The sequence below is a fragment of the Aliterella sp. E5.1 genome, from assembly GCF_057473825.1.
Window position 1 is genome coordinate 1 of record NZ_JBYCCV010000060.1, and the last position, 24,814, is coordinate 24,814.

The 24,814-nt window shown below is 43.1% G+C and carries 19 protein-coding genes and 1 pseudogene; 11 read left to right on the forward strand and 9 right to left on the reverse strand.

What is annotated here, in order from left to right; all coding sequences use genetic code 11:
- Nucleotides 1–129 precede the first annotated feature (129 nt).
- Nucleotides 130–937 (forward strand): annotated as a pseudogene (locus AC2VE5_RS16970) (transposase); the annotation flags it as partial.
- 271 nt (nt 938–1,208) lie between these two features.
- Here the strand turns inward: AC2VE5_RS16970 and AC2VE5_RS16975 are convergent.
- From AC2VE5_RS16975 to AC2VE5_RS16985, 3 genes are all read right to left on the reverse strand, one after another.
- Nucleotides 1,209–1,814: a hypothetical protein gene (locus AC2VE5_RS16975; protein ID WP_486888904.1), complete on the reverse strand. Its 606-nt coding sequence runs from the start codon at nt 1,812–1,814 to the stop codon at nt 1,209–1,211.
- Between the two features lie 412 nt (nt 1,815–2,226).
- Complete coding sequence (locus tag AC2VE5_RS16980; RefSeq protein ID WP_486888905.1) at nt 2,227–2,964, reverse strand: hypothetical protein; 738 nt, start codon at nt 2,962–2,964, stop codon at nt 2,227–2,229.
- The gene (locus tag AC2VE5_RS16985) at nt 2,957–4,165 is read right to left on the reverse strand and encodes a J domain-containing protein (RefSeq protein WP_486888906.1); all 1,209 of its coding nucleotides are present in this window, start codon (nt 4,163–4,165) and stop codon (nt 2,957–2,959) included. The genes AC2VE5_RS16980 and AC2VE5_RS16985 overlap by 8 nt, the downstream gene beginning before the upstream one ends.
- Nucleotides 4,166–4,723: 558 nt before the next feature.
- Here AC2VE5_RS16985 and AC2VE5_RS16990 point away from each other — a divergent pair.
- Entirely contained in the window at nt 4,724–6,673 is a 1,950-nt protein-coding gene (locus tag AC2VE5_RS16990; RefSeq protein WP_486888907.1) for an EAL domain-containing protein, read from the forward strand.
- 30 nt (nt 6,674–6,703) lie between these two features.
- On the opposite strand, the gene AC2VE5_RS16995 is transcribed toward AC2VE5_RS16990, so the two are convergent.
- The 4 genes from AC2VE5_RS16995 to AC2VE5_RS17010 all read right to left on the reverse strand — a co-directional run bounded on the left by AC2VE5_RS16995 (nt 6,704) and on the right by AC2VE5_RS17010 (nt 9,234).
- A complete protein-coding gene (locus tag AC2VE5_RS16995) occupies nt 6,704–6,919 on the reverse strand; it encodes a hypothetical protein (protein WP_486888908.1) in 216 nt (71 codons plus the stop codon).
- A 124-nt stretch (nt 6,920–7,043) separates the two neighbouring features.
- Nucleotides 7,044–7,535: an ISAs1 family transposase gene (locus AC2VE5_RS17000; protein WP_486888920.1), complete on the reverse strand. Its 492-nt coding sequence runs from the start codon at nt 7,533–7,535 to the stop codon at nt 7,044–7,046.
- 35 nt (nt 7,536–7,570) lie between these two features.
- On the reverse strand, nt 7,571–8,152 hold the full coding sequence (locus AC2VE5_RS17005; RefSeq protein ID WP_486888909.1) for an ISAs1 family transposase: 582 nt from the start codon (nt 8,150–8,152) through the stop codon (nt 7,571–7,573).
- An 8-nt stretch (nt 8,153–8,160) separates the two neighbouring features.
- Nucleotides 8,161–9,234 (reverse strand): UPF0236 family transposase-like protein, encoded by a 1,074-nt coding sequence (locus tag AC2VE5_RS17010; protein WP_486888910.1) that lies wholly within the window; start codon nt 9,232–9,234, stop codon nt 8,161–8,163.
- Between the two features lie 562 nt (nt 9,235–9,796).
- On the opposite strand from AC2VE5_RS17010, the gene AC2VE5_RS17015 reads away from it, so the two are divergent.
- The 8 genes from AC2VE5_RS17015 (at nt 9,797) to AC2VE5_RS17050 (ending at nt 22,008) form a co-directional block, all read left to right on the forward strand.
- On the forward strand, nt 9,797–10,405 hold the full coding sequence (locus tag AC2VE5_RS17015; RefSeq protein WP_486888911.1) for an HAD family hydrolase: 609 nt from the start codon (nt 9,797–9,799) through the stop codon (nt 10,403–10,405).
- A 72-nt stretch (nt 10,406–10,477) separates the two neighbouring features.
- Nucleotides 10,478–10,933 (forward strand): GNAT family N-acetyltransferase, encoded by a 456-nt coding sequence (locus AC2VE5_RS17020; RefSeq protein ID WP_486888912.1) that lies wholly within the window; start codon nt 10,478–10,480, stop codon nt 10,931–10,933.
- A 571-nt stretch (nt 10,934–11,504) separates the two neighbouring features.
- Entirely contained in the window at nt 11,505–11,648 is a 144-nt protein-coding gene (locus AC2VE5_RS17025; RefSeq protein WP_486888913.1) for a helix-turn-helix domain-containing protein, read from the forward strand.
- A gap of 137 nt (nt 11,649–11,785) precedes the next feature.
- Nucleotides 11,786–14,992, forward strand: a complete 3,207-nt coding sequence (locus AC2VE5_RS17030) for an ATP-binding protein (RefSeq protein WP_486888914.1) — start codon at nt 11,786–11,788, stop codon at nt 14,990–14,992.
- Nucleotides 14,992–15,420 (forward strand): DUF7680 family protein, encoded by a 429-nt coding sequence (locus AC2VE5_RS17035; RefSeq protein WP_486888915.1) that lies wholly within the window; start codon nt 14,992–14,994, stop codon nt 15,418–15,420. Before AC2VE5_RS17030 ends, AC2VE5_RS17035 begins: the two co-directional genes overlap by 1 nt.
- A gap of 97 nt (nt 15,421–15,517) precedes the next feature.
- Complete coding sequence (locus AC2VE5_RS17040) at nt 15,518–18,289, forward strand: DUF1156 domain-containing protein (RefSeq protein WP_486888921.1); 2,772 nt, start codon at nt 15,518–15,520, stop codon at nt 18,287–18,289.
- Between the two features lie 36 nt (nt 18,290–18,325).
- The gene (locus AC2VE5_RS17045) at nt 18,326–21,481 is read left to right on the forward strand and encodes a DEAD/DEAH box helicase (protein WP_486888922.1); all 3,156 of its coding nucleotides are present in this window, start codon (nt 18,326–18,328) and stop codon (nt 21,479–21,481) included.
- An 86-nt stretch (nt 21,482–21,567) separates the two neighbouring features.
- A complete protein-coding gene (locus tag AC2VE5_RS17050; protein WP_486888916.1) occupies nt 21,568–22,008 on the forward strand; it encodes a hypothetical protein in 441 nt (146 codons plus the stop codon).
- Nucleotides 22,009–22,039: 31 nt separating this feature from the next.
- Here AC2VE5_RS17050 and AC2VE5_RS17055 read toward each other — a convergent pair whose 3' ends face one another.
- Together AC2VE5_RS17055 and AC2VE5_RS17060 are read right to left on the reverse strand one after the other, a co-directional pair.
- Entirely contained in the window at nt 22,040–22,981 is a 942-nt protein-coding gene (locus AC2VE5_RS17055; protein WP_486888917.1) for a ribonuclease HI family protein, read from the reverse strand.
- A gap of 519 nt (nt 22,982–23,500) precedes the next feature.
- Entirely contained in the window at nt 23,501–24,061 is a 561-nt protein-coding gene (locus AC2VE5_RS17060) for a GIY-YIG nuclease family protein (RefSeq protein ID WP_486888918.1), read from the reverse strand.
- Nucleotides 24,062–24,312: 251 nt separating this feature from the next.
- Between AC2VE5_RS17060 and AC2VE5_RS17065 the strand changes: the two genes are divergently transcribed.
- Nucleotides 24,313–24,814, forward strand: a 502-nt coding sequence (locus AC2VE5_RS17065; RefSeq protein WP_486888919.1) for a hypothetical protein, incomplete at its 3' end; no start/stop codon positions are given.

Sequence of the window (24,814 nt, forward strand, 5' to 3'; positions counted from 1 at the left end):
CTGACCCAGCAGGGTTTTTAGTTCGGACTTTGTCTCAGTAATCTTGAGCTTGAATACCCCAGCCATACCTCTATTTTGAACACTTCAAATACCAGTTTATCTGCGGCAGCTTAAAAAGAAAATGGTACAGATGCTCGTTATGGCAACAAACGCACTACGACTTGGACTGGCTACAAAGTTCATCTTACAGAAACCTGTGATCAAGAGCGAGTTCATCTCATCACTAATGTAGAAACAACTCCAGCTAATCACGCCGATGTTGACCAGACGGAACTTATTCATCAATCCTTAAAGGCGAAAGCTTTACTTCCTGACGAGCATCTTGTAGACGCTGGTTATGTTGATGCAACTCTATTGCTCAAGAGTCAGAAGGATTACGGGGTAAAAATTATTGGTCCCATGCGTCCTAATGCGAGTTGGCAGTCCAAAACCTCAGAGACCTATGACCTTAGCCAATTTCAAATTAATTGGAACACCAAACGAGTAACCTGTCCTCAAGGGAAAAAAAGCCTCAAAAAATGGATTCGTGTGTCAGGATCAATGGGGCAATTCCGTAATTCGGGTTTCTTTTCCTAGAAAGACTTGCTTACTCTGTCCAAGTCGGGCTTTGTGTACTCACTCAAAGACGGCAGCCCGAAGGCTAACTCTACGCCAACAGAACGAGCATGAACTGCTTCAATCCCAAAGAATTCAACAAGAAACTCCCGCCTGGAAGGAAATTTATCAGACCAGAGCAGGAGTAGAAGGAACTATTTCTCAGGGGGTTAGAGCCTTCGGTTTACGGAAAGCCCGTTATCAAGGTTTGGCCAAAGTTCAACTACAGCATATTCTTACAGCAACGGCTATTAATTTTGTGCGGATGGTGGCTTGGCTTGATGATATACCTTTTGCTCAGACACGAGTATCCCGATTCGCCCTTCTTCGTCCTAACAATTGATTGTTAAGTTAACCAACAGTATCACTTGCTACTCAAACGCCTACTGGGAATGTTTGTGCAAATGGAAGCATATAAAACCTGTCCTTGAGCGCAACTTAATTTGGGGTAAGAGTCTGAGTTGTTCCTCCTGTGCAGCCAGATATAGAAACAATATTAAAACTTACTCTTACTAGCCAAGGGAAGGAAAAGCAGGAATGTAATGACTCCTGCACCTTCGTGTTTTAAGGTAGACGATTTATTTACCCCAAAAGTCATCTAGTGCTGTCTAAGATTATTCAGGGGTTTTAACTTGTTTTTTGATAAGGTCGGCTTCTCTTAAATCAACATCCCACTCGTAAAATTCAAGGCGATAGTAGCAAAAGCCATCAAGCCTAATATCATCTGAATAATCTTCTTTTCTAGGCGGAAATTTTTGATTAATAGGCAATGCGGGGTAAAAACCCCGATCTATCTTCTCAAACCCCACTCCCTGTACCTTTTGAAAGGAGTCTAAGATACGTCCAGCATCAAAAATATAATCGTCACCTTCAAGAGGTTGAATTTCCGTGACTTCTAACGCTTGTTGGCTCTCGCAATATCTGTAAGGCAAATTGCAGTAGCCGTGCCACCCGCCTTCTTTCATCATATGGCGCACTCTTTCAATCCAACCGTTGTAAGAATCTATCTGATCTTCTTCATACCACCAGCCCAAGTCGTCCGGATCTTGGCAGTCTGGTTTTTCTTGAAACAGTGGGAGCCAACTAACTAAAGTCCCTATGGGATATAGAGAATTTATATCCCAAAATATAAAAGGCAAGGGCATGGGAAAAGCATAATCAGCACAGACCGACGGGCGGCACTCGAAATATTCACAAATTAAGCCAATGGGGCAATCCATCGTAATCAATTTTCCTTATTTCGTAGGTGGCGGTAGTAACCCTGATTTGTCACTCTGGGCAAGGAAAAAGCGAACTAAAGCTTGAAAACCTCTGAACTGTATGGCTTTCAATCCTAATTTCCTAACAAATGACTTAATTTGGAGCGACTTTACTAAAATCCCTATGCCTAGCAGCTTCCATATTTTACTTTCCCGAAAGTGACAAATGAGGGTTACAGCAGTTTTCAGTCTTATGAGGCACAGTAGCAGCAGTGAGCGAACCAGTTTCGCAGATGGTTAGCAGCAACAAAATTAGCAATTTTCAGTTTATCTAGTCAAGCGCAGCGCTCACATCCTACTATAAATCCATAAACGTTTATGGATTTATTTAATTCTAGCCAAACGCATTCAGGTTGAAAACTCTTTGTTCCTATTACTTCATCTGCTCCAGCAATAAACGAGCAGCAGGTAATAGCTTAGTTTGCCGTTGGAGTGCTTTGATACCTTGAGCAGCGTAAAGTGCGATCGCCGCCAACAACTCTCTAACCAAGTCCGGCGAAGTTTCATCAAAAGGCAAAATTGCACCACCTGTAATCCGAGTAATTTGTTCAAATGTTGCCAGTGCAGCTTTAGTATCGTAGCCCTGCGATTGAGAGCTACTATCATGGAAAATAAAACAACGAACACCCTTTAACTTAAGCTGTTGAGCAATTTCTACAGCTTCCTGTGAATTTTCCTCAAAGCAATCGCCGATGTAAATTAAAGCTTTGATTCTCGGCGCTTGGGCGGCTTTATCTAGGATTTCATTCAGTGCTGTCCTACCCGCCGAGCAACGTACAGCCTGTACTTTGTCCAAAAAAGCTCTAGCCTCTGATGAAAAAGGTGTCATCTCTTGCAGCCGTCCGCCGCTATGGTAAGCAAGAGCTACATCTAATTCTCCAGGCACGGCTTCAAACATTGCTCCTGTAATTTCTTTAGCAACATTCCAGCAGGCTTCCCGGCTAGCTGTTGCATCCATTGCAAATAGTAATCGGGGACGTTGTTGATGTGCGATCGCTTTAGTGAGAATTTCTTGCTTAGGAGTAGCAGACATTGCTTTACTGGAGCGCACCTTGTCTAGAAACCCAGAACTAACTCTCTTTGCTGGCAGGTTTTTCTTATCTTCAGGCATTATCTAATTCCTCCAATAATTTACGGTAAGCGTCGTTGACTGTTTGCGCGTACCATTGCGGCAATCCTGATGTGTCCGGGTGAACTTGCCGCATAATTTTTCGGTAGGCTTTTTTCACTTCCTCTATTGATGCACCAGGAGTTAACCCTAAAATTGTCCAAGGATTAGTCTTTTCATCGCTATTATCTTCTAAACCAATCTCTTGGGCAACCTTGGTACGCCAATCTGCGTCTACTGCCTCTAAATAAGCTTCTAATAGTTCCGCATCTACTGCTAATTCTCGATCGCGCAATGCCACAAGCATCTCTGCAAGCTTACCTAAAGTCAAAGTGGCTAAATTTGTGTTTTTAACTAATCCTTGAAAATCAGCAATCAGCTTGCCTGTAACTGTTTCATCAGCTTGCAAAGTAAGTTCGATTACTTCTCCAGCGTTCGTGGCATTGCCGTCCTCATCGCGCGATCGCGTTCTCGGTCTTCCCCTATGACGCTTGAGCGGCTGATTCGGGTCGATTCCCAGCCACAAACAAGCGCTCCGCAATACTGCTGATTCTACTGTTTGCCCGACACTAGCACTTGCTTTCAATGCTTTAGGTATCTCCTCGTCTAGCACGTAACCTTCCTTAGATTTAATCACCAGCTTGTAGAGTTTGACCGCGCGTTCGTTGTCCCGCTCCCAAGCATCGGCAGCTAGTTCTCCTATATACCTAGTTGCGTCTGCGTCCGATCCTTTCATACCTACAGCCAAACGATAGACCAAGCTATTGATGCTCACGCTAGAGCGCTTGTTGACAGCGATAAATCCTTCTTCTTCTCCTATGACTGTACCTCCCGTGCTAAGACTTTTGCTAAGTGAATGTTCTTCGCTGTATTCTTCCTCTTTTTTAGGGAAAAATTCTTGGGGCGCTCTTAAGTGCCATACCAATTTTTCTACAGCCTGCTTCGAGGTGTGCTTAGTGCCACCTAGGGCGATTGTTTCAATTTCTACTTCAACAAGAGCAGTTTCCCGTTTGAGGATATCTAACACGTTGGGACTAACCCATACGGTTTCTGAGAGACGGAGCGGCAAAGTCACTTCTTCTCCAGTCTGAGGATTGATTATGGGCAAAGGTGACTTCCACAGCAAATCTCGGCGTTTGAACTCGATGGTCAGACGCAAGCCAGCGTTGGAGATGGAGTTGATATAGCGGTTATGCCAAGCCATAATTCCATAAACGTTTATGGTTATTTTATTACACCCTGAGTAATGGGTATGGTCAAAAGTGGTTGGTCAGAATAGTTGATGTTTAGAAGACTTAGGCATTGAAACGAAATTCCGTCGTTTTAAACGCAGCTGAGCATTCCCACAAAGGCTGAGAGTCCTCTTGTTGAGCTGCTAATCGGGCTGAGTGCGTAAGTCCTAATTTAATATAGGCAACACGACGCACTTACAGCAGTTCTCATTCCGATAAAGTACAGCTTTAGGATTTAATTACTGTGAGGTCATGCTTAAGGTGTACTGCACTCAAGTGCGAACCGCTATAACCTGGCTTGAGCATGGCGCAACAAAAGGTCTTAAGCTCGTAGCCGAAGGTGGGTACTCTGGTATCAGTATTAAATAGGGCGTAGATTTACTTACAAACTAAGACAACCCTCAATATTGTCTAAGAACACTGCCGCATTTTTCCGTAATGCTACTGTATGCACTTTTATAGCCACTGAAGGAGAATCTAAGTGTGATGAAATTTTTGTAAACTAACAGATTTGAGCGAGGCGAACAGGTTTGTGCGAGTGTAAGATTCTCGATAGTTTTCTAGAAAAATCATTCGATAATATCACAGGTTTAGCCACAGATAGTTTCGATACACTCATTAAAAATACTGAGCGCCAACCAATAGAGATAACACTAGAGCAAGAGAACGCTTTTACTGCTGCTATCCTAAATACAGCTATGGCTTTAGTAGTGGTTCTCGACACTCAGGGGAGGATTGTTCGCTTCAACCGTGGTTGCCAGCAAACAACCGATTACTCATTTGATGAAGTCAGAGGCAAGTGTTTTTGGGACTTGTTATTAATAGAGCAAGAGGTGGAGCAGGTTAAAGCTGCTTTCCAAAAACTCTCCGCAGGTCAGTTTCCTAATCAGTATGAAAACTACTGGTTAACGCGGCATGGTGAGCGCCGATTAATTGCTTGGTCGAATACGGCTCTTTTAGACAATCAAGGTGCGCCTATATATATCATTGGCACGGGCATAGATATTACTGAGCGGAAGCAGGCAGAGTTAGCGCTCTTTAAAGCGCACGATGAGTTAGAAATCCGAGTCAGAGAACGAACCAGAGAATTAGAAGCTGCGAATGCGCTGCTGCAAGAAGAGATCGTTGAGCGGAAGCGAGCGGAAGTTGCTCTACGGGAGAGCGAGCAGCGTTTAGCTTGGCAGAGTCGCCATGACGGCTTGACAGGATTAATAAATCGATGGGAATTTGAGCAGTGTTTGGAACAGGTACTCAGCGATGCTCAAACTCATAATCAACAACATTCATTGTGTTTTCTAGATTTAGACCAGTTCAAGATTGTTAATGATACTTGCGGTCATGCCGCGGGAGATGAACTACTATGTCAAGTTACAGATCTGCTCCAAAAGCAGGTGCGTGCCACCGATACTCTAGCCCGTTTGGGCGGCGATGAATTTGGTCTATTGCTTAATCATTGTCCTCTAGTTCAGTCAATGCGTATTGCCCATGCGCTGCGTCAAAGCCTCCAAGAATTTCGATTTATCTGGCAAGACAAAACTTTTACTATTGGAGTCAGTATTGGTTTAGTTGTGATTGATGCTGATACCTTAAACTTGTCTGACGTTTTGAGTGCTGCCGATATGGCTTGCTACGCGGCTAAGAATGCTGGGCGTAATCGCGTACACCTCTATCAAGCTGACGATCAAGATTTAGTAACTAACCACGGTCAAATGCAGTGGGTATCGCGGCTGAATGAAGCTTTGCAGTCCAATTCTTTCTGCCTTTATTCTCAACCAATCGTCCCCTTAGCTCTATCACTGTCACAAAAAAAGCATTACGAAATTCTGCTGCGTCTCCAGGATGAAACGGGTAAGATAGTGCCGCCAATGGCGTTTATTCCGGCGGCGGAACGTTATAACTTAATGCATCTGATTGACCGTTGGGTAATCAGTACGTTCTTTGCTAGCCTTGACCAGTATTGTCAGGACGCTGGGCAATGTTGCCTAGAACTATGCTGTTCGACTATGTACGCAATTAACCTCTCCGGGGCAAGTATCAATGACGACTCTTTTATTGACTTTTTGGAGCAACAGTTCACCTTGTACTCCGTCCCCCCCCAAGTAATTTGCTTTGAAATTACTGAAACTGTTGCTATTACTAATTTAAGCAAGGCTGGTAAGCTGATTTGCAAACTGAAGCAGCTTGGTTGTCGCTTCGCTCTAGATGACTTTGGTAGTGGTATGTCCTCCTTTGCTTATCTCAAAAATCTGCCCGTGGATTATTTAAAAATTGATGGCGAATTCATCAAAGATATTGTTGACGATCCAACAGATTTAGCGCTGACAAAAGCAATTAACCAAGTCGGTCATGCCATGGGGATTCAAACTATTGCGGAGTTTGTTGAGAATGATACTATCTTGGAGAAGATCGCAGCCCTTGGCGTGGATTATGCCCAAGGCTATGGTATTGGTAAACCACAACCTCTTCAATTCAACTTTTGAAGGATAATGTGCTTAGTGCGAATCAGATATCTATGTAACTTTGACGTGATTTGCCTTTGTAGTCCAGAAATCTGACCACCAATCATTAGCCCGAATAATTCTTAAAGCCAGCATAGGATTTATTATATCTGGATGCCATGTTGCTCCAGGAATTTTCAAACGCTTTTGAGGAATGTAAAGATGGGCGCTCTCGACTTCTCCTGAACCAATCGGTAAACCAAGAGAAATAAATTTTTCATAACTCACAGCATCAGAGAATCGTTGAAGGTACTGTGCTAAGTTAGCAATGCGCTTTTTGCCCTGACCCCAATAGTTATTCAGTTGCCAAATAGCTAGTTTAACTAAACCTAGATCAATTAGCAGGGATAATTCATTGCAGAAGGGAAAATAGTTGAGGGATATTATGGGAGAGAAATCGTTGAGCCTTAGTCAGGGAATCATAGCCGTGTTGACGAGCAAGATTAATAACGATATTGCGGAGCAACGACCAATTACTAGCAGCATTGTGATGTTTCAAGGGTAATGTATCTTCTTGGAACACGACATCTTTAACCCAATGCAAGCGGTTTTCAATCCCCCAGTGTCCGCGAATAATTTGAGCAAAGTGGGCAGCAGAAGCAGTTAAAGAACTGATGTAATAATTAGTTTGTTGGTATGCCTGCCCTTGACGAATGCCAATCCGGTCTACTTGGACAAGGCGGTTAATCCCTGACCAGTCGCTGTCAATTTTACTGATGTCATCGAATACACTGACGATGCGGCAGGTGACACGGTTACGGGATTTTTCAACATCAGTAAACCGCGAGAGGAGGCTGATTTTCTCCGCAAGTGGCTTGTAGTTGGTGAAATAGCTTGGGTTGATTACCCTTGACGGTAATCACATAATCGTTGCCATGCTCAACAATTAACTGTGTAGTTTTTTTGGCAGTGCAAGGCATCCAGTGTCACCACCACATCTTGCAGCGCCAATGCTTCGAGCAGTTTCTGCACTACCTTTAATTCACTGGTACTTTTGGACTCAAATGCTTGCAGAGCTAACACTACACCTTGCCGTTGGCTATAAACTGAAACCATATTCACGAAGGAGTGGTAGCCTGTATCACTTTGACCCACTGTGCTTTTGATACTTTTGCCATCAATCGCTATCCCCTCACCTGGCTCCATATTCATATTATCCTTTGCCCACTGCTCAAACTGCTGCGCTAACAAGGCAAAATCTAATTTTTGTAGGACACGCCGAAACGTCGTGTCTGATGGTAGTCGGTTCAGCGTTAACCCTAATTTCTCGCACAATGCTTCATAGTGACGTACTCCAAAGTCTTCTAATGCGTGATAGCTGCTACAACCACTCATTATTCCCATGATGACCCGCAGCATGATTAGCCATAGTGGATAACGTCTACCATGTACTGCACGGAAATCTCTAATGTTCTGCAGTGACTGGATTAAGTTGCTTCCCCTCTCTAGCCCCCAACTCATTTATCCAATCATTCTAATACTTTTTCTTTCTTAGATGAATTATCCCTGAGATCAATTAGTTGTAGCTTGTCACTTACCCAAGAATGCCGCACACTTCCAGTTAGTCCTATCGCCTCTGCGCCTGCATAAAGATGTTGTTTGAGGTGTGGACGATCTAAAATAAATGTCATGCGTGGAAACTGCTGTTGCAGCGCCTCACGTAATCCATTGCCACCATCAGCTACGGCAATTACTTGTGTTCGGACGGACATTCCTTGAACAATAGCCGCACTCACTAAATGCCTGACTAACTCTGGATAAAAGCCCATTCGCGCTACATAAGTCCTGTTTTTTAACTCCTGAAGTGGACGAGCTAATCCTACTCTTACCTCACGCCAATCAATTTGTCGTTGGCATTTTTGCAACTGTCTCTTTGGAGTAAGTTCGACTCCCTCTAGTATCATCTTTTTACCTGTACGAAGATGGCTTCCATCTAGTTCCACTAATATTTGTGCTACCCCTGGTCTAGTTACGAGTGGCTGCAAATAATCACCGCTTGTTGCATCCAGCCGCTTTTCTACATATTCCTGTGCCAATACAGCAGTTTTTTCTACTTCTCGGCGCACCGCCGCTCTATCCATAGTCCAGCCATAATGTTCTTGAAAGCGTTTAGCCGCTTGCCCAAAAGATTCTTCTGCGCCAAAATCGGACATGGCTCGTTGTACTGCAATGGAGCGACCGCCATGCTCAATTTTCAGTTGCTCTTTGACTGGTCGTGCGCCACTATTAGTATTTTTGTTCCGCAAGTAGGGAGATAGTATTTCGACCACTCCAAACAAAGATGAGTATTTAATTCGTTTGGCTCGGTGTATAGTTAAACCTTTCTTCTTAGCCTCAAGCGTTACTTGGTCACTTAATTGGGCTAACATTAGCGATACCGTAACTAATCCTAACCGCCGCAGTATCTTATTTACTTCACCATCAAGTTCATGTACTCTTTGAGCTAAGTCTGGTTCTCGTTGTAATACTGCTTGGCACAAGGTATTGCTCATTTCAAAGATAAGGTCTGTATATCCAGTTTTCATAGCGATGTCGGTTGTCATTTCCTAGTTCTTTTAATGACACTGCCATAAAAAGAAGCGCTTTTACCTTGCTAACTGTCCACAGTCCAGCTTTTCGTTATTCCTACCAACTACTTTTGACCACACCCCTGAGTAATGGGTGCGGTCAAAAGTAGTTGGTCGTAGGGTAAAGTTGCTCTTATTAAAACCTGGAGGATAAAACTGCTTCTTTGTATGGCAGTGTGAAAAAAGGAATTTTGAGCAACTACTGACACTGCTATGATTATTGCTACAAATCCTGACTACACTGATGTTGTTCAAACAATTAGCCAAATGCTGTTTCAAGCACTGTGGGAGGGAGAGCCAAATTTAGATAAGAAGGCGCAGGAACAAGGGTAAAATAATCAACAAACTCCTACACAGGATAGGATTTTTAGTCATGTCAATGCTTTTAGCAGAGCTTGCAGAGCTTGGAGCCAAAAAGGAGAAATTCCGATTAAGACTCTTAATCGGAATGTTATGCCGCTCATTCTCGGTCTAACACCTAAAATTGGAAGTTTATGCGAAAAGAATCAGTCTATACACATAGTTAGGCGGCACAAAAGTGGAAGCAACGATTTTCGACATAGACGGCACGCTCTTGCAGTCCGACGCAAATGACGACGCGCTGTACTTAGCATCAGTCCGCGCTGTACTTGGCGATGTCAGCTTGCGTCCGTCCTGGGGGATGTATACACAATTCACCGCATCTGGTATCTTGTCCGAGATTCTGAATGACAACGCTATAGACGCAACATCAGAGAGAGTGTCCGCAGTTCGAGATCACTTTGTTGAAAGTGTCCGTCGTCATGTCTCTGAACACGGTCCGTTCGCAGAGATGTCGGGCGCGAGGAACTTTGTGCAGAGTCTGCACAATTCGACCACGCATCGAATTGCCTACGCAACAGGCGGTTGGCGTGGATCGGCACTACTAAAACTGTCGCTCTCAGGCTTTCCTGTGACGGGTGTCCCGCTCGCCACCTCCGATGACCATTTTCAGAGAGAGAAAATAATGCTTCACGCGCTCCAGGAACTGAATGGCATCTTTAAAACCGTTACCTACTATGGAGACGGACACTGGGATGCCGTCGCTGCCAAAGCGCTGGGGTGGCAGTTTGTTCCCGTTGGGATAAAGCTCAATGGGCTAACCAGGTATGAGCCGAGTACCGCCTAACCTGTTGGTCAACCGAACCCGCTACGTTATGCCGCCCGCAGTCGCCGTTTTAGAAAGGGATACTCTGAAATAATGAAGAATATTACACAAGCCTCTCTTCAAGATGCTGTATTTATTCTCGAATTGCAAAAGCTGGCATATCAGAGCGAAGCGCAATTGTACGGAGACTTTCGCATCCCGCCATTGATACAGACTCTAGATGAGTTGAAAAGTGATTTTGCTGGCAAAGTTTTCTTGAAAGTGCAAATTGAAGACAGAGTTATAGGCTCAGTCAGAGGATATCAAGCAAGAGATACTTGCTATGTCGAACGGCTAATTGTTCATCCCGATCGTCAAAGGCAAGGCATTGGAACAGCATTAATGAATCAAATTGAATTATGCTTTGAGCAAGTGCAGCGTTTTGAATTGTTCACTGGAGATAAAAGCGAACGCAATATTCAACTTTACAAGCGGATTGGATATGAAATCTTCAAGACCCAAAAGATGAACAAAAATTTGTCATTCGTGTTCATGGAGAAACACAAATGAGATTGCTCTGCATCCAATGATTGAATGGATCTATCGAGCGTAGAGAATGAAATAACAACTCGGTTGGAGCGGACAGTTAAAAGTCTTTTTTTGATCGCTATGTCGATCTAATACCGCTCAACCGGAACGTTAAACACAATTACTTCTAAGCATAAATACTAATGTAACTATTTTAGTTATTCATGTCGATTCAATATCAATTCCAAGGATATACTCAACAATTAGCTCTCTTTAACACTGCAAACACTAGGTATTTCTAGTTGGCTTGAACGCTACCCGTTTACCAACTACTTTTGACCGCACCCCTGAGTAATTACACTAATATCAATCCGCGCGACAATAAATTAATCCCTATATTAATCCGTATCATTACACTTCTCTCTAGGCGATTATCCGAATACGATGTTGTGAATAGAACAGCTTATTCCACACTACTAAAATTAAATGGTCGTCACCAAACCTCTAATTATAAAACAGCCAGAAGCATCCGAATTAATCCGCAAAATGAGAGCGCACGTTGGTCTAACCCAAGAACAACTAGCTCTACATTTGGGAGTTACTAGCTCTACATTTGGGAGTTACTTACTCCACATTAAACCGTTGGGAAAACCTGCGCGGGAAGCCCTCACCTATGGCTATTCAGAAGATTGAGGCGATGTTAACGGAAATGGGAGATCGCGGTCAGGAGTTGCGCGGCAAATATATTGCTAACTAAACTAATGACTAATTTTTGCTATTAAAACCTAGCAAGATTAAATAGTAAATACTTTATTGGGTAGTAGCAAATTTTTTTTATTACCTTAACTAATTTTAACTAATTTACTTACTTAAACATTACAAATAACTTTGATTATGGGATTACCCTCGATTTTTCATGCCTGCATTCCTAGAGAGGAAATATTATCAGGCGAACTTTCTCTAGATTTATTTGCCGCCAAATTGAGTTTAGTTGTTGAAGGCAAAGCCCCCCAAGTCTATCAAGACCCAAACATATTTTTTGCGAATACTTTCCCCACTGACGGCTTAAAAACCCTCATTAAAGAAGTATTTAGTCGTCTTTGCAAAACAGGCAGTGGTTCGCCAATCATTCGCTTAGAAACTAGCTTTGGTGGCGGTAAAACCCACGACGAGATTGCCCTATGGCATATCTGCAAGCAAGGTAGGCACATTCAGGGACTAGAGCGCTTTGCCGATATCACTTCTATCCCCCACCAACCAATCCAAATCGCCGCGATCGCTTGTCACGACTTAGATCCGGTTAATGGAGTCTACCATGCTGAAACTGGCATCACTACTTACACGCTTTGGGGCGAAATTGCCTACCAAATTGGCGGTGTTGAAGGTTACAAGTTACTGCGAGGCTCGGATGAGCAGAGAGTTAGTCCCGGCACTTCGGTTATGGAGCGACTGACTAATGGACAACCAACTTTAATTGTCCTCGATGAAATTTCTCGCTACTTCCGGGCGGCGAAGGCAATGGTAGTAGGTAACAGTGATTTAGCAAAACAAGTAGTAGCTTTTTTATTTTCCCTAATGGATTTGGCGGCGGCTACAAGTAATTTAGTATTCGTCTACTCCCTCGCCTCAGCTTCCGATACCTTTGGCGAAGAAACTACCGAGTTACACGAAATTATCCAAGCTTCCGCAAGGCAAGATCGGGTACTTAGCCCCAGTTCTGATGTAGAAATTTACAACATCGTCAAGCAGCGCTTGTTTGCTAGTGTCAGTCAAGAAGCTGCCGAAAACGCTGCTAAAGAGTATTTGAATACCTACCGCAACAGCCGTACTTCATTACCAGAAGGTTGCAAGGATGCCCGTTATGTCCAGGCGATGGAATCGAGCTACCCCTTCCACCCAGAGTTATTTGACCTCCTAACTAAAAAGATTGCCTCAATTCCTGAATTTCAACGCACTAGAGGGGCGCTGCGCCTTTTTGCTTACTTAATCCGCCACCTATGGAAAGTACGCCCCAGTCATCTCTATTTAATCCACCCCCATCACATCCCCGTTGGCTTAAACTCGGAAATAACTAATGACTTAACATCACGCTTACAACGCCCGTTGATGCGTTTACCTATTCAAGCTGACATCTATAACAAGGATGGTAGAGAGGCACACGCTCAAGGTCAGGATAAAGAATGGCTGGATGCGGGTAAACCACCTTTTTCAACTTGGGTAGGTCGGACTATCTTTTTACATTCTCTGCCTCAAGGGATTGCCGCAGGTATCCGGCGGACGGAATTAAATTTATCAATGCTTGCGCCAGGACTTGAAAATGGTTTTGTCGAACGGGCTTTAGAAAAACTAACAAGTGTTGCTTGGCATTTAGAAGATGACCCCATAACTACCATTGCCAGGTTTAAAGAAGAACCATCAATAAACAAGATTATTGCTGAAGAAAAGGAACTGGTGGGAGTAAGCGAAGCTAAAGAAGATTTGAGATCGCGCCGGGATACTATTTTTGCTAATAAATTTTTTACCCTCGTTTCTGCACCTGAAGGAGCGCACGATGTAGATGACGATCCTAATTACGTGGCTTTGTGCGTAATTGATTTCAACGAGGATATGGTCACAGCTTCTACTGATGAGCCACCGTCCGTAATCAGGCAGATTTTTAATAATACGGGCGAGTCTGGCAAGTTTAGAGTATTCCGCAACCGCTTACTGTTTCTCCTAGCTAACAAACAAGGGCTAGAAGTGGCAACAGATAAAGCTAGAGAATACAAAGCTATCAAAAATATTCTCAGCAACCCTAATCGCTTGGACGATTTATCGGAAAGCCAGCAAAAGGATTTAAGAGAAAAAGCTGGAAAAATGGACTTAGATGTGCGAGTAGCTCTAACTAATGCTTACCGCCACTTATTTTATCCAGCCAGCGACCAGGTTAAAGCTCCTACAGGTTTAATGCACTATACATTACCTGCTCAAGAATCTAGTGATGTTAGGGGTGGCAATAGCAATCAGCAAAGTACAATTTTGAAAGCTCTCAAGGATTGTCAAAAGATTCGCTCCGAAGAAGCGGCGGCTTATGCACCTGCTTATGTTCTGCAAAAAGTATGGCTTGCAGGTTTAGACCATTGGACAACAAAGAGTTTAAAAGAAGCTTTTGCTAAAGATTTGAACTTGAATATCTTGCTAGATGCGGAATTATCTAAACTGCGAGATACCATCCGTCAAGGGTTGTCTTCAGGGCAGTGGGATTTAAAGTTTGGCGATCGCTTGTTCATCAAGACTAATGATAATCAACTTACCCTACCAGAAAGCATCGAGTTCTCCGAGCGGATGCAACTCTATCGGCGCGGTATTCTCATTCCGCCCGTACCAAAAGAAATTGAACTTAGCGCCCAGATTCTCTCTGATATAGGGAATACCCAAATTGTCCGGGTCCGCTGGAAAGCTAAGGGAGCGCTAACAGTTACCCTCTATCAAAATGGCGTACAGGTAAGTGGCGACTTTAGACCGAGCGATGAATGGGAAGTAGAGATTTGTCAAACTACTTCTTTTAAAGCGATCGCTAACTACGGTAATGGCGAAACAGCAGTTAAAGAAACCAAACTAGCAATTTCAACAGGTACAGGTAATGGATCTGGCGGTGGCACAATAATCGATCCCATTCCCAACCCTGAAAGCTTTGAGCTAGACGGTACTCCTAAGAGCGTATTTACTAGCCTAAGCGATCGCATCTCCGACCATAAGGTTAAAGCAATTACTGCCTTAGAAGTCTCGGTAGGGCAAGTTATGGACTACCGCAAGATTGGTACTGTCTTGCCATTACTTACTCGCTTCACGATGCTCATTGACCAGACGGCAACAATTCAAGCAGGTGATCAGTTTGTGCGCTTGGAGTATCAAGGCTCATTCAAGGGTTTTCAAAGTTTCTTTACTCCTACTAATGCTCTGCTCAATAACCCAGAGTCGCAGGCAAATGTAACGCTGAAACTGGTGTTTGAATTTGCCACACCTATACAGCCTCAAGGCAACGAAATCATTGAGATAACTAAAGCTTTTGGTCGCAACCCTGTAGAACGGATGAATTTAATCGCCAAGGTGAACTACTGATGCAAGAATTTCAACTACGAGTCATAGCAACTACTAATAATGACTTTGCTCTAGAACTGTATCAATGTGCCTACAAAAAAGCTGGCGAGAAAAAGCGTCCGGCGGCTAAAAAAATTGGGCGGCTTAAAGGCGATGTGTTGGTGCAAACGAGACAGTCTATTTACACTTGCTTGAAAGCTAACAACCACGATCCCAAAACACTAAGCTACAAGCGGCAAGCGCCTTATCTGTTGGACGAGCAATCGGGGGTGAGTTTAGCGCTGCTATTCCAAGCCGTGCAACCACTTTCTAAGCCAGAACGCATTTCTAATATCAGCAATGGCATTACCGCCATGAGCAATGAAGAAGCCCATTATTGGTTTGCCAAGGTTTCTAACGGCAAGCGCCGTGCAGCTTTGAAGGCAATTCGCGTACTACTAGGAGATTAAGATGTCTGATATTAGCCTTTCGGCGGCGCTCCCTTTGACAAGCTCAGAGCAACACAAGGGACACCCTAAGCGTAAGCCTGTATTTATTGAGAAGATTATGCCTGTGAAGCTGCTAAACGAGCAGGTGTACTATGAACATGGGGGAAACCCATTTAAAAGGTTGCATCGTTGGTACTCTCGTAAGCCGTTGTCATTTAGTCGAGCCAGCGTACTTGGTTCGCTGCTACCAGCCAGCGTAACAATGGAAGAATTTGAGTATTTGTTGGGGCTAGAGCCGGGGAAAGATGTGAAGCTGTACAAAACTCCTCCTAGCCCAGAGCGGATTCGTAAGGTTCAGGATTTGTGCGAACAGATGTGGGGCAAGCGGACTCCTACTGTTTTGGATGCCTTTGCTGGCGGTGGGAGTATCCCGTTTGAAGCAGCGCGGTATGGGTTAAACGTACTTGCCTCCGATCTTAATCCGGTTGCAGTTGTAACGATGAAAGCGGCGATGGAATATCCGCTAAAGTTTGGACCAGATTTACAGGTGGATATTGATAAATGGGTGAAGTGGGTAGGTGATGAAGCGGCGAAGCGATTGGCTGAGTTTTTCCCATCACCGACCGGGGAAACAGTGCAGAATTACCTTTGGGCGCATACGGTAGTTTGTCCTAATTGTGAGTCGATTGTGCCGTTGAGTCCGAATTGGTGGTTATATAAGCGCCCAGAAAAGCAGAATTTACATAAATGGTGTGCAGTTAAACCAATTCCTAACCCAGAAAATAAGCGGGTTGACTTTGAATTAATTAGAGGCAAGAAGGGAAAAGGGACAACAATTCAAACTGCTGATAGCGAGTACGATCCAGAGACAGTAGCTACTATGAATCGAGGTGTAGGTAAGTGTATTAATTGCAGCCGTGTTATTGAAAATGATTTTGTTATGCAAGCTGGAAAATCCCAGTGTATTGGTCATCAATTATATGCAGTTGCCTATCGAAAGGGAGCTAACAGCTTAGAATTTCGCTTACCTACGGAATTAGACTTTAAAGCTACTCAGAATGTTGAGAAATTTATACAAAATCAAAATATTTTAGATAGCGTTCATTGCCCAATTGAAAGCTTACCACCTGTTACAAGAGATACAAGATTAAGACTTTATGGAATGGAAACATGGGCAGAAGTATTCAATCCTCGTCAGCTTTTAACACTTGTAACCTATGTAGAAATTATCAGTGAAGCAAAAGCACTAATTCAGGCTGAGTATGAGCAAGAGGAAGTAGAAGCCATTTCAACTTATTTGGCTTTAGTTATGAGTCGCTGCATAGATAAAAACTGTAGACTATCTATGTGGGATGCAAGTCGTGCTTCATATAGAACCGGCTCTGGAATGCACGCATTAAACATTATGTGGAATTATCCAGAAGTAAATGGAGCCAAAGAACTCTGGAAATCTTGCAAGGGAGATGCCACAGATATCTATACAAACTTATGTTATTTATTTGATACTAAACCAAGTTCTATAAACATCCCAAGGATTGAACAAAAAAGTCCCAAATTAATTCAAATCAACTTAGCATCAGCCGATAACTTAACTCATATTCCTGACAAATCTGTTGATGCTGTCGTTACAGATCCGCCATATTATTCCACTATTCAATATGCTGAACTTTCTGACTTTTTCTACGTCTGGCTAAAACGCACCCTTGGCGACATTCTCCCCGATCTCTTTTGCTCAGAACTCACCGACAAAGACCGCGAAGCCGTCGCCAACCCCTCCCGCTTCCGCAACATGGGCATATCTCCCGACGTATTAGCCAACGCCGACTACGAAGCAAAAATGTCTCTAGCGTTCGCCGAATACTACCGAGTCCTCCGGGATGATGGCGTGATGACCGTGCAATTCAACCATAAAGATTCTGGAGCCTGGGATACTCTAGCCAAATCCCTAATTGAAGCTGGATTTGAAATTACTGCCTCTTGGTCTGTAAGTACCGAAAACCCCCAAAACTTACACCAGGCTCAAAAGAACTCCGTAGCAAGTACCGTTCTACTCGTCTGCCGTAAACGCGATCCCAACGCTGGACAAGCCTGGTGGGATGACTTACGCCCCCAAGTAGCTAACCTAGTCGAACAACGCGCCCCAGAATTTGAAGCAAATGATATTAAAGGCATTGATCTATACCTCAGCGCCTTTGGTCCTGCCCTCAACGTATTTAGTCAGTCGTGGCCCGTGCTTGATAGCTCCGGTCGCGTAGTCCACCCCGATGAAGCATTTACTGAAGCAAGAAAAGCGATCGCCAATTACCGTTTCCGCAAACTAGCTCATACTGATACCGCAGGATTTGACCCTCTGACCCAGTGGTATATCCTTGCCTGGGATGCCTTTAAAGCCCGTGAGTTCCCCTTTGATGAGGCTAGACAACTAGCACTAGCCATCGGTGGCTTCAACGTTGCCGACTTAGCTAAAACCCACAAGCTCCTTGATTCCACTAGCGGTACTTGTAAGCTACTCTCTCCCCAGCAACGCTTTAAAAAACGTGGTTTTACTCTTAATGAAGGCGAGTTTTCTAATCGCTATCTAGTGGACGGGTTACACGCAATTATTACTCTCTACCTGGAAGAACAGAGCGTTCAATCGGTACGCCGCTTTATGAAAGCAACAGGGTTAGTTAGTAATGACTTGTTTATGAAAGCTATTGAAGTCACTTTAAAAGTTATCCCCAGAATTAGAGATGAACGCAAACGGATTCCAGAGGAAAAAGCTCTAGCAGACCTATGGTTAGCAATGGATGAAATCAAAGCTAAAGTAGTTTACGTGCAGCCGGAACTGGAATTGGATTTTACTCAACAAACTTTAGATTTAGGCATTGAGACGAATGACGAAGATTAAGCGATCACATATTACAAAAGACTGGTCAACTTCGTGATAAACCCTGCTCTGCGCGATCGCACTTGGCGTATTAGTTACTCCAGCGACACCAATAATCCTGTTGCTGATTTCTACATCCCTGCTTTAGAACGTGCTACCCAGTATGATCGCAAGTCTGGCTTTTTTAACAGCACCATCTTAGCTAAAGTATCTCGCGGTTTAGGAGCAATGCTGCACCATGAAGGGCGCATTCGATTAATTATGGGCTGCCAATTTACGCCTGAAGACTTGGCGGCTATTCAACAAGGCTATGAACTCAAAGAGGCTCTTGCCGCTCGTTTGGACAGCGAACTAAAGCCGCCAGCAAACTTTGTCGAACTCAAACAGTTTGAAATCCTCAGTTGGTTAATTAAAGCTGGCTACTTGGATATCCAAATCGCTATTCCGCTTAAACACGATGACAACAATCAGTTAGGCGATCGCGTATTAGACCGAGATCGCATCTTTCACGAAAAAGTAGGCATCTTCACCGATAGCCAGGGCGACCAATTGGTATTTCATGGCTCTAATAATGAATCTATTGGGGGCTGGGAAGCAAACGTTGAATCGTTCCATGTCTTTTGTTCCTGGGATGGCGATCGTGATTTAGAGCGCGTCCAAGAAGAAGTTAGCCGTTTCGAGCAACTTTGGCACAACCAATTGCCCAACGTCCGCGTGTTTGAAGTACCAGAAGCAGTCAAGCAAAAACTGTTGCAGTATGCGCCCATAACTAAACCAAGCTGGAACCGCCAATTTGAGTTTGAGCCAGAACCAATACCAGTAAAACCTGAGCCACCGACACCAACAAAAGTTATAGCAAGTTCTGAGGCTTTAGAGCAAGAGCGCCGAACGTTTAACCAACTTGCAAATTTGTACCAACACCCAGGCTGCCTTGACTTCTGCCTCAAATCTATTCCCATCAGTCCCTGGTTCCATCAAATTAAAATTCTCCGCCGCGTTGCTCAATCATTTCCTAGCAGCTTTTTGATTGCTGACGAAGTTGGATTGGGTAAAACAATTGAAACTGGGCTGATTCTGCGCTACTTGATTGTTTCTCAGAAAGTAAAACGAGTATTAATCCTTGCCCCAGCAAGCGTCCAACCCCAATGGCAGGAGGAACTACGCGAAAAATTCAACCTCCACTTTTGGAGTTACAGCCAAGGTGAATTTAAAGATCCATTTAAACAAACTACTTCAGCTACAGGTAATCCCTGGAATAACCAAAACTTAGTGTTGGCTTCTAGTCATCTAGTCCGCCGTCAAGAGCGAATGCAAGAATTACTCCAAGCTGAGAATTGGGACTTGGTAATTCTTGATGAAGCACATCATGCCCGTCGCAAAAGTCCCCAAGCTCGTAAAGATACACCCAATCGCCTACTAGAACTGATGCGACAACTCAAGGAGAAGACCCAGAGTCTCATCTTGCTATCTGCTACACCTATGCAAATTGACCCGATTGAAGTTTTTGACTTACTGCATTTATTGGGTTTGCGAGGACGTTGGCAGTACGGCGACGGGTTTTGTGATTACTTTGCTTCTCTTACAAGTCCCGCTACCAATCAAGCCCTCGACTTTTGGCAAACCATGTCTGTTGACTACTTTAGACAGGGCGGCAAACCTTGCCCTAAATTACAGCAACATTTAGAAAAATGCGATCGCTTACTATCCTATCAAATGAGGGATGTATGGCAGCAGGGGGGAAAACTTGTTAATCATCGCCAAATTGTTGAGAATAAGCCATTTATTCAGGCTTCAAAGCAATACTTAACTGTTAATACGCCCCTCAAAGACCTAATGTTTCGCCATACCCGCGAAACTTTGCGGCAGTATTACAAATTAGGCTTGCTCAAAAATGATGTTCCCCAAAGACAAGTTCAAGATAATGCTATTTCTCTTGAACCCTTACGAGAGATTCCCCTTTATATTGCTGTCAGCGATTACGTCCGCCATTTCTATCGTTTAGCACAGAAACAAAATCGCAAAGCCTTGGGATTTTTGATGACCCTCTACCGCAAACGTTTAACAAGTTCTTTCTATGCCATCCGCGAATCTTTGCAACGGCGGTTAGATACCTTTATTTCTCAGCATGGTAGCAGCATTACTAGCGACGACCTGGCAGACTTTGAAGAAGCGGATGATGCGGTAATTACTGGACTAGAAGCTTACCTTGAACCTGTAGACCCCCAAGAAATCCAGTACCTTGAAGACTTGTTGCGCCAGTTTGAGAATACCGGAGAGGATACTAAGCTTTCGCATTTTATAACCACGCTGCGCCAAGAATTAACGAATCGTGAAAGCGCGATTGTCTTTACTCAGTACACAGATACGATGGACTATCTGCGTTCTACATTGCAACAACTCTACGGTAGCTTTGTTGGTTGTTATTCTGGGCGCGGCGGCGAACTATGTATTGATGGTGTTTGGCAGGTTATAGCTAAAGAAGATATCAAGCGCCGTTTTCGTGATGGGGAGATTAAGGTATTGCTCTGCACCGAGTCTGCTAGCGAGGGATTAAACTTACAAACTTGCGGCGTGTTGTTCAACTACGATTTGCCTTGGAATCCGATGCGAGTAGAACAACGAATTGGACGCATTGACCGGATTGGGCAAGTTTATCCTACGGTGACAATTCATAACTTTTACTACGATGGGACGGTGGAAGCAAAGGTTTATCGCAAATTGCGCGATCGCATCAGTGCTTTCACTTCTGTTGTTGGTAACTTGCAACCAATTTTGGCGCAGGTTCCCACCTTTATTGAGCAGGCAGTTATGAGCGCTGATCCCGAAGAAGAAGATGTATTGCTATCTCAGTTTGAATCTATTTTAGATACGCCGCCTTCGGGATTGGCTATAGAAGATATAGTAGCGATAGATGTTGAGGCTGATTTAGCAGAAATTCGTAAACCTATACCTCCAACACCTTTTACAGCAGAGCAAATCGAGCAGCTATTTACTACCTCAAGTTTAGTGAAGTCTAAGGGTGCTATTTTTGAGGCATCTTGCCATCGCGTTTGGCAGCTTACTTTTCAAGGTAAGCAACATACCGTTACTTTTTTCCCAGAAGTTTTTGATGCCAAGCTATCAGTGCGATTTATGAGCTTTGGCGACCCTTTGTTTGAGGAAATATTAAAGCTTAATAAGGCAGCTTCACATTTAAGTAAACACGGTAATTAAAGACAATTGTTGGTTAGTGCATTAACACATATTAAATTCTTTAATAGCTACATTGGTAAAGTGATAATCTAGGTAAATAATTTTCTATGTCCAAAATTCCCGATTGCGATCACTGCCTCTATTATTCCCACAATCAATATCTGATTTGCGCGGTTCATCCTGATAGACAAAATAGCTACAACTGCCCTGACTTTCAAGAAAATCCAGAGGCAGGAAATGGAAAATTTGTAGATTTCCTTAATTTGCTGCAACAGGTGGAGGATTCAAACAACCAGGAGCCGTTTAGCAACCCTTTTAGCTTAAACTCTGATGAGGAGCAGTGGCAGCCAGAAGGGGCTAGTCACTACAATGGCGAATTAATTTTGCAACCTAAGAACCAAAGGACACGAGAAGAACAGTTGTGGCTATTAGAGCATCACCCAATGTTCACTGGCAGGTGTCCAAGTTGTAGCGCTAGTTTCAACCAAGACTATCAAGGGCGGGTTCATTGGGATTGTGCGTGTGGTTGGATGGATGACTCAATTTGAGCTAATTTACCACAAGACGGATTGCTTATTTCTAAACGTCGTTTTTCTCCAAAGCTTTTTCTTGTAAAATATGATTGCTATCACAATCTTGACAAACGACTCTACATTCACTTTCCTTGAATAATTCTCTCCATTCTCGACCGCAGTTAATACAGTAGCAATCAATCAACTCTGTTTGAAAATTATCGATTGGTTTACTTACTACCTTTGATTGTTCGCGGAATGAATCTTGTTGTTCTTTATATACGCGCGCTTTTCTAAGAGCAAACTGAACAGGTAGCCCACGTAGATACCACCTATAACAAGTACATAAAAACTTTTCATCTTCTTCTTCCTTTATTTGAGATGCAATTGCTTCTTTAACTTGGTTAGGAATAAGTTTAAGTAATGTAGGCAACCGTTTTGCAGTAAATTCATCTTTTCCTGACTTTAAAGAAAGATAATCATATAATTGAGCATCTTCGCCTTTAGCAATCAATTTCAAAATCTTATCTTTCAAGCTAGAAATAGGAGTAACTGTGGGCAGATTTAAAGGTAAGTTCTCAAGGAGCAACGTTGGATGCTGTAGTTTTGGTAGAGCTAAACCAGCAACAGCATCCGCCCGTTCATTTTGATTACGAGGAATCCACTCAATTTTGAAAAAATTAAACTGTTCTAATAAGCTTATTGCTTGTTCATATAAAGGTTTTAAATTATCCGATTTCACTGGAAGCAAATTATTTATCTGCTCTACCACTAATTGCGAGTCACCTTTAAATAGAACTCGCTCACAACCTAACTCTAATGCTTTTTTACAACCAAGTATTAATCCAGAATATTCCGCAAAATTGTTAGTTTGCCAGTCTAAAGTTTGACTAAACGTTATACTGTCACCACTGCACATATCTACTACTACCCCGCAAGCACACTGCCCTGGATTAGTGGGTCTAGTAGCTCCGTCAAAATAAATCGTACAGGAAAAATCATTATTCATAGGCTTTTGAATCTACTTGCTTTCCAGAGCTATTAATGAAAAACAAAATTAATCTATAACAATACAAGCTGTTAACAAGTTTAAATACATAAAACTTTAAAGTGTTAAATAATTATTACAATTGAATTGTTAATTAACGTTTAAATAATTACCTTACATTTTACTTTTTCAATAAAGTGAGCCTCTAACAATTAATTACAAATAAATCTTAGCAATTTGTGTTTCAGCGCTTTTTAGATACAAAATTAGTAGAGTCTGTGGCTGTTATTTCTCATCAACCTGTTTATAAGTTGATCTACGCTATTGTCACAAAATAGTACAGATTAAACAGGGACAGGTAAGCGATGCTTCAGAAACTAATATTAGCCTTGACTATGACATTTACTCTCAACCTATTACTCGGAATACGCCCACCTGCAAATACTCAAACTGCCACCAGCACTAGAGTTGATTTCGCACAAATATTAAAACTTAGAATGATTAATCTTGCGTCTATAGCAAATGAAAAGTAAAAACTGTCTAAACAAATGGTGTACTCCATAAAAACCAATTTTCTTTATTAAACGGCGATCGCCATTTTTCAATCAACCCTAACTCTATCTGCTTTCTAGCCATTGCCACCGCAGGTACATCCCACCAGAACGCCATATTAACTGCACATGAAAGCCTGTGTTGGTAATGCAGACTTTGGTATTTGTCTAAATACCTTTTGCAGTCGTGGGTTCCTTTCCATCGTCTGTTACTTCGGCTGGTTTCTCCAACATACAAGATTAACCCAGCCGCACTATCTAACACAAAATATATACACGCATCCCCTGGGCTATCTGTTGGCAGGCGATAAAATGACATTGGGCATAGGCGGAGGTGAAAAGGGTCTATCTCGTCAGGGTCAACGTGCGTCTTGACCACCTCAAACAAAGTTCCCTGCACAAGCTGATTTTCCTTCGTTCGTTGCTGATGTGCTGCAATTTTTGCCTTCCACTCCATCAATGCAGCCGCATCCATGCTTAGGCTTTTTGGTTTGCTGCCACTTCTAGGAATTGCAACGCCAGCAAACAGGTCAAGTTGATTGGTTTCCACAAGATTAACTCTGGTTTCAACTAAATTATTGTAGACCCCCTAGAAACTAGGCGATCGCCTTTGGGTTAGCTGTCCTATCGGCGATAGTTGTTCCCTTGACTGTCAAAGGTATCACTTCCCCTCGGCTAAGTTTTTGACACAATGCTGTCGGTTCGCCATCGTAGGCGGGGTCGAGTAAGTGATCACCTCACGCTTATGCACTATTTATTGCATTCATACTACAAAAATGATACGTTTAAGGAAGAAACAAAATGACCGAAATCAAATTCCCGATAAGCTGTGCTGAAGTCTATTGGTACATTGCCGATTTTGACTCGGTTAATAGCACTGACATAGCTCAAAAGACTGGATTAGGAAAAAGTACAGTGCAACTTCATTTACGCGCACTGGAGAAAAGTAATGCAATAAAAGGGCAAGGTCGTCCTAAGCAATACCGCGTCAGTGACGATATTCCCAGCAAAACACTGGAGTGGTTGAGAAAATTTGAGGAGTTAGCGCGGATGACTCGTGGTCTTAGAGGCAAGAAGCTACTGCCTCTAGGACAGGTTTGGATTGAGGGATTAATGCTCGAAGTCAATGAGCCTTTACAGTTGATTTCTGCTACTACAGTATTGAAAGAGATCGCTCAAGTGTCTTTAGGAGTTGTCGATAATGCTCCACTAGGCGAGGATTACAAAGGATTTTTATTATTGCCAGCTTTGAGTGAACATGGCTGGCGATGTGATTTCAGTATGCCTGATGGGAGCTTTCGTC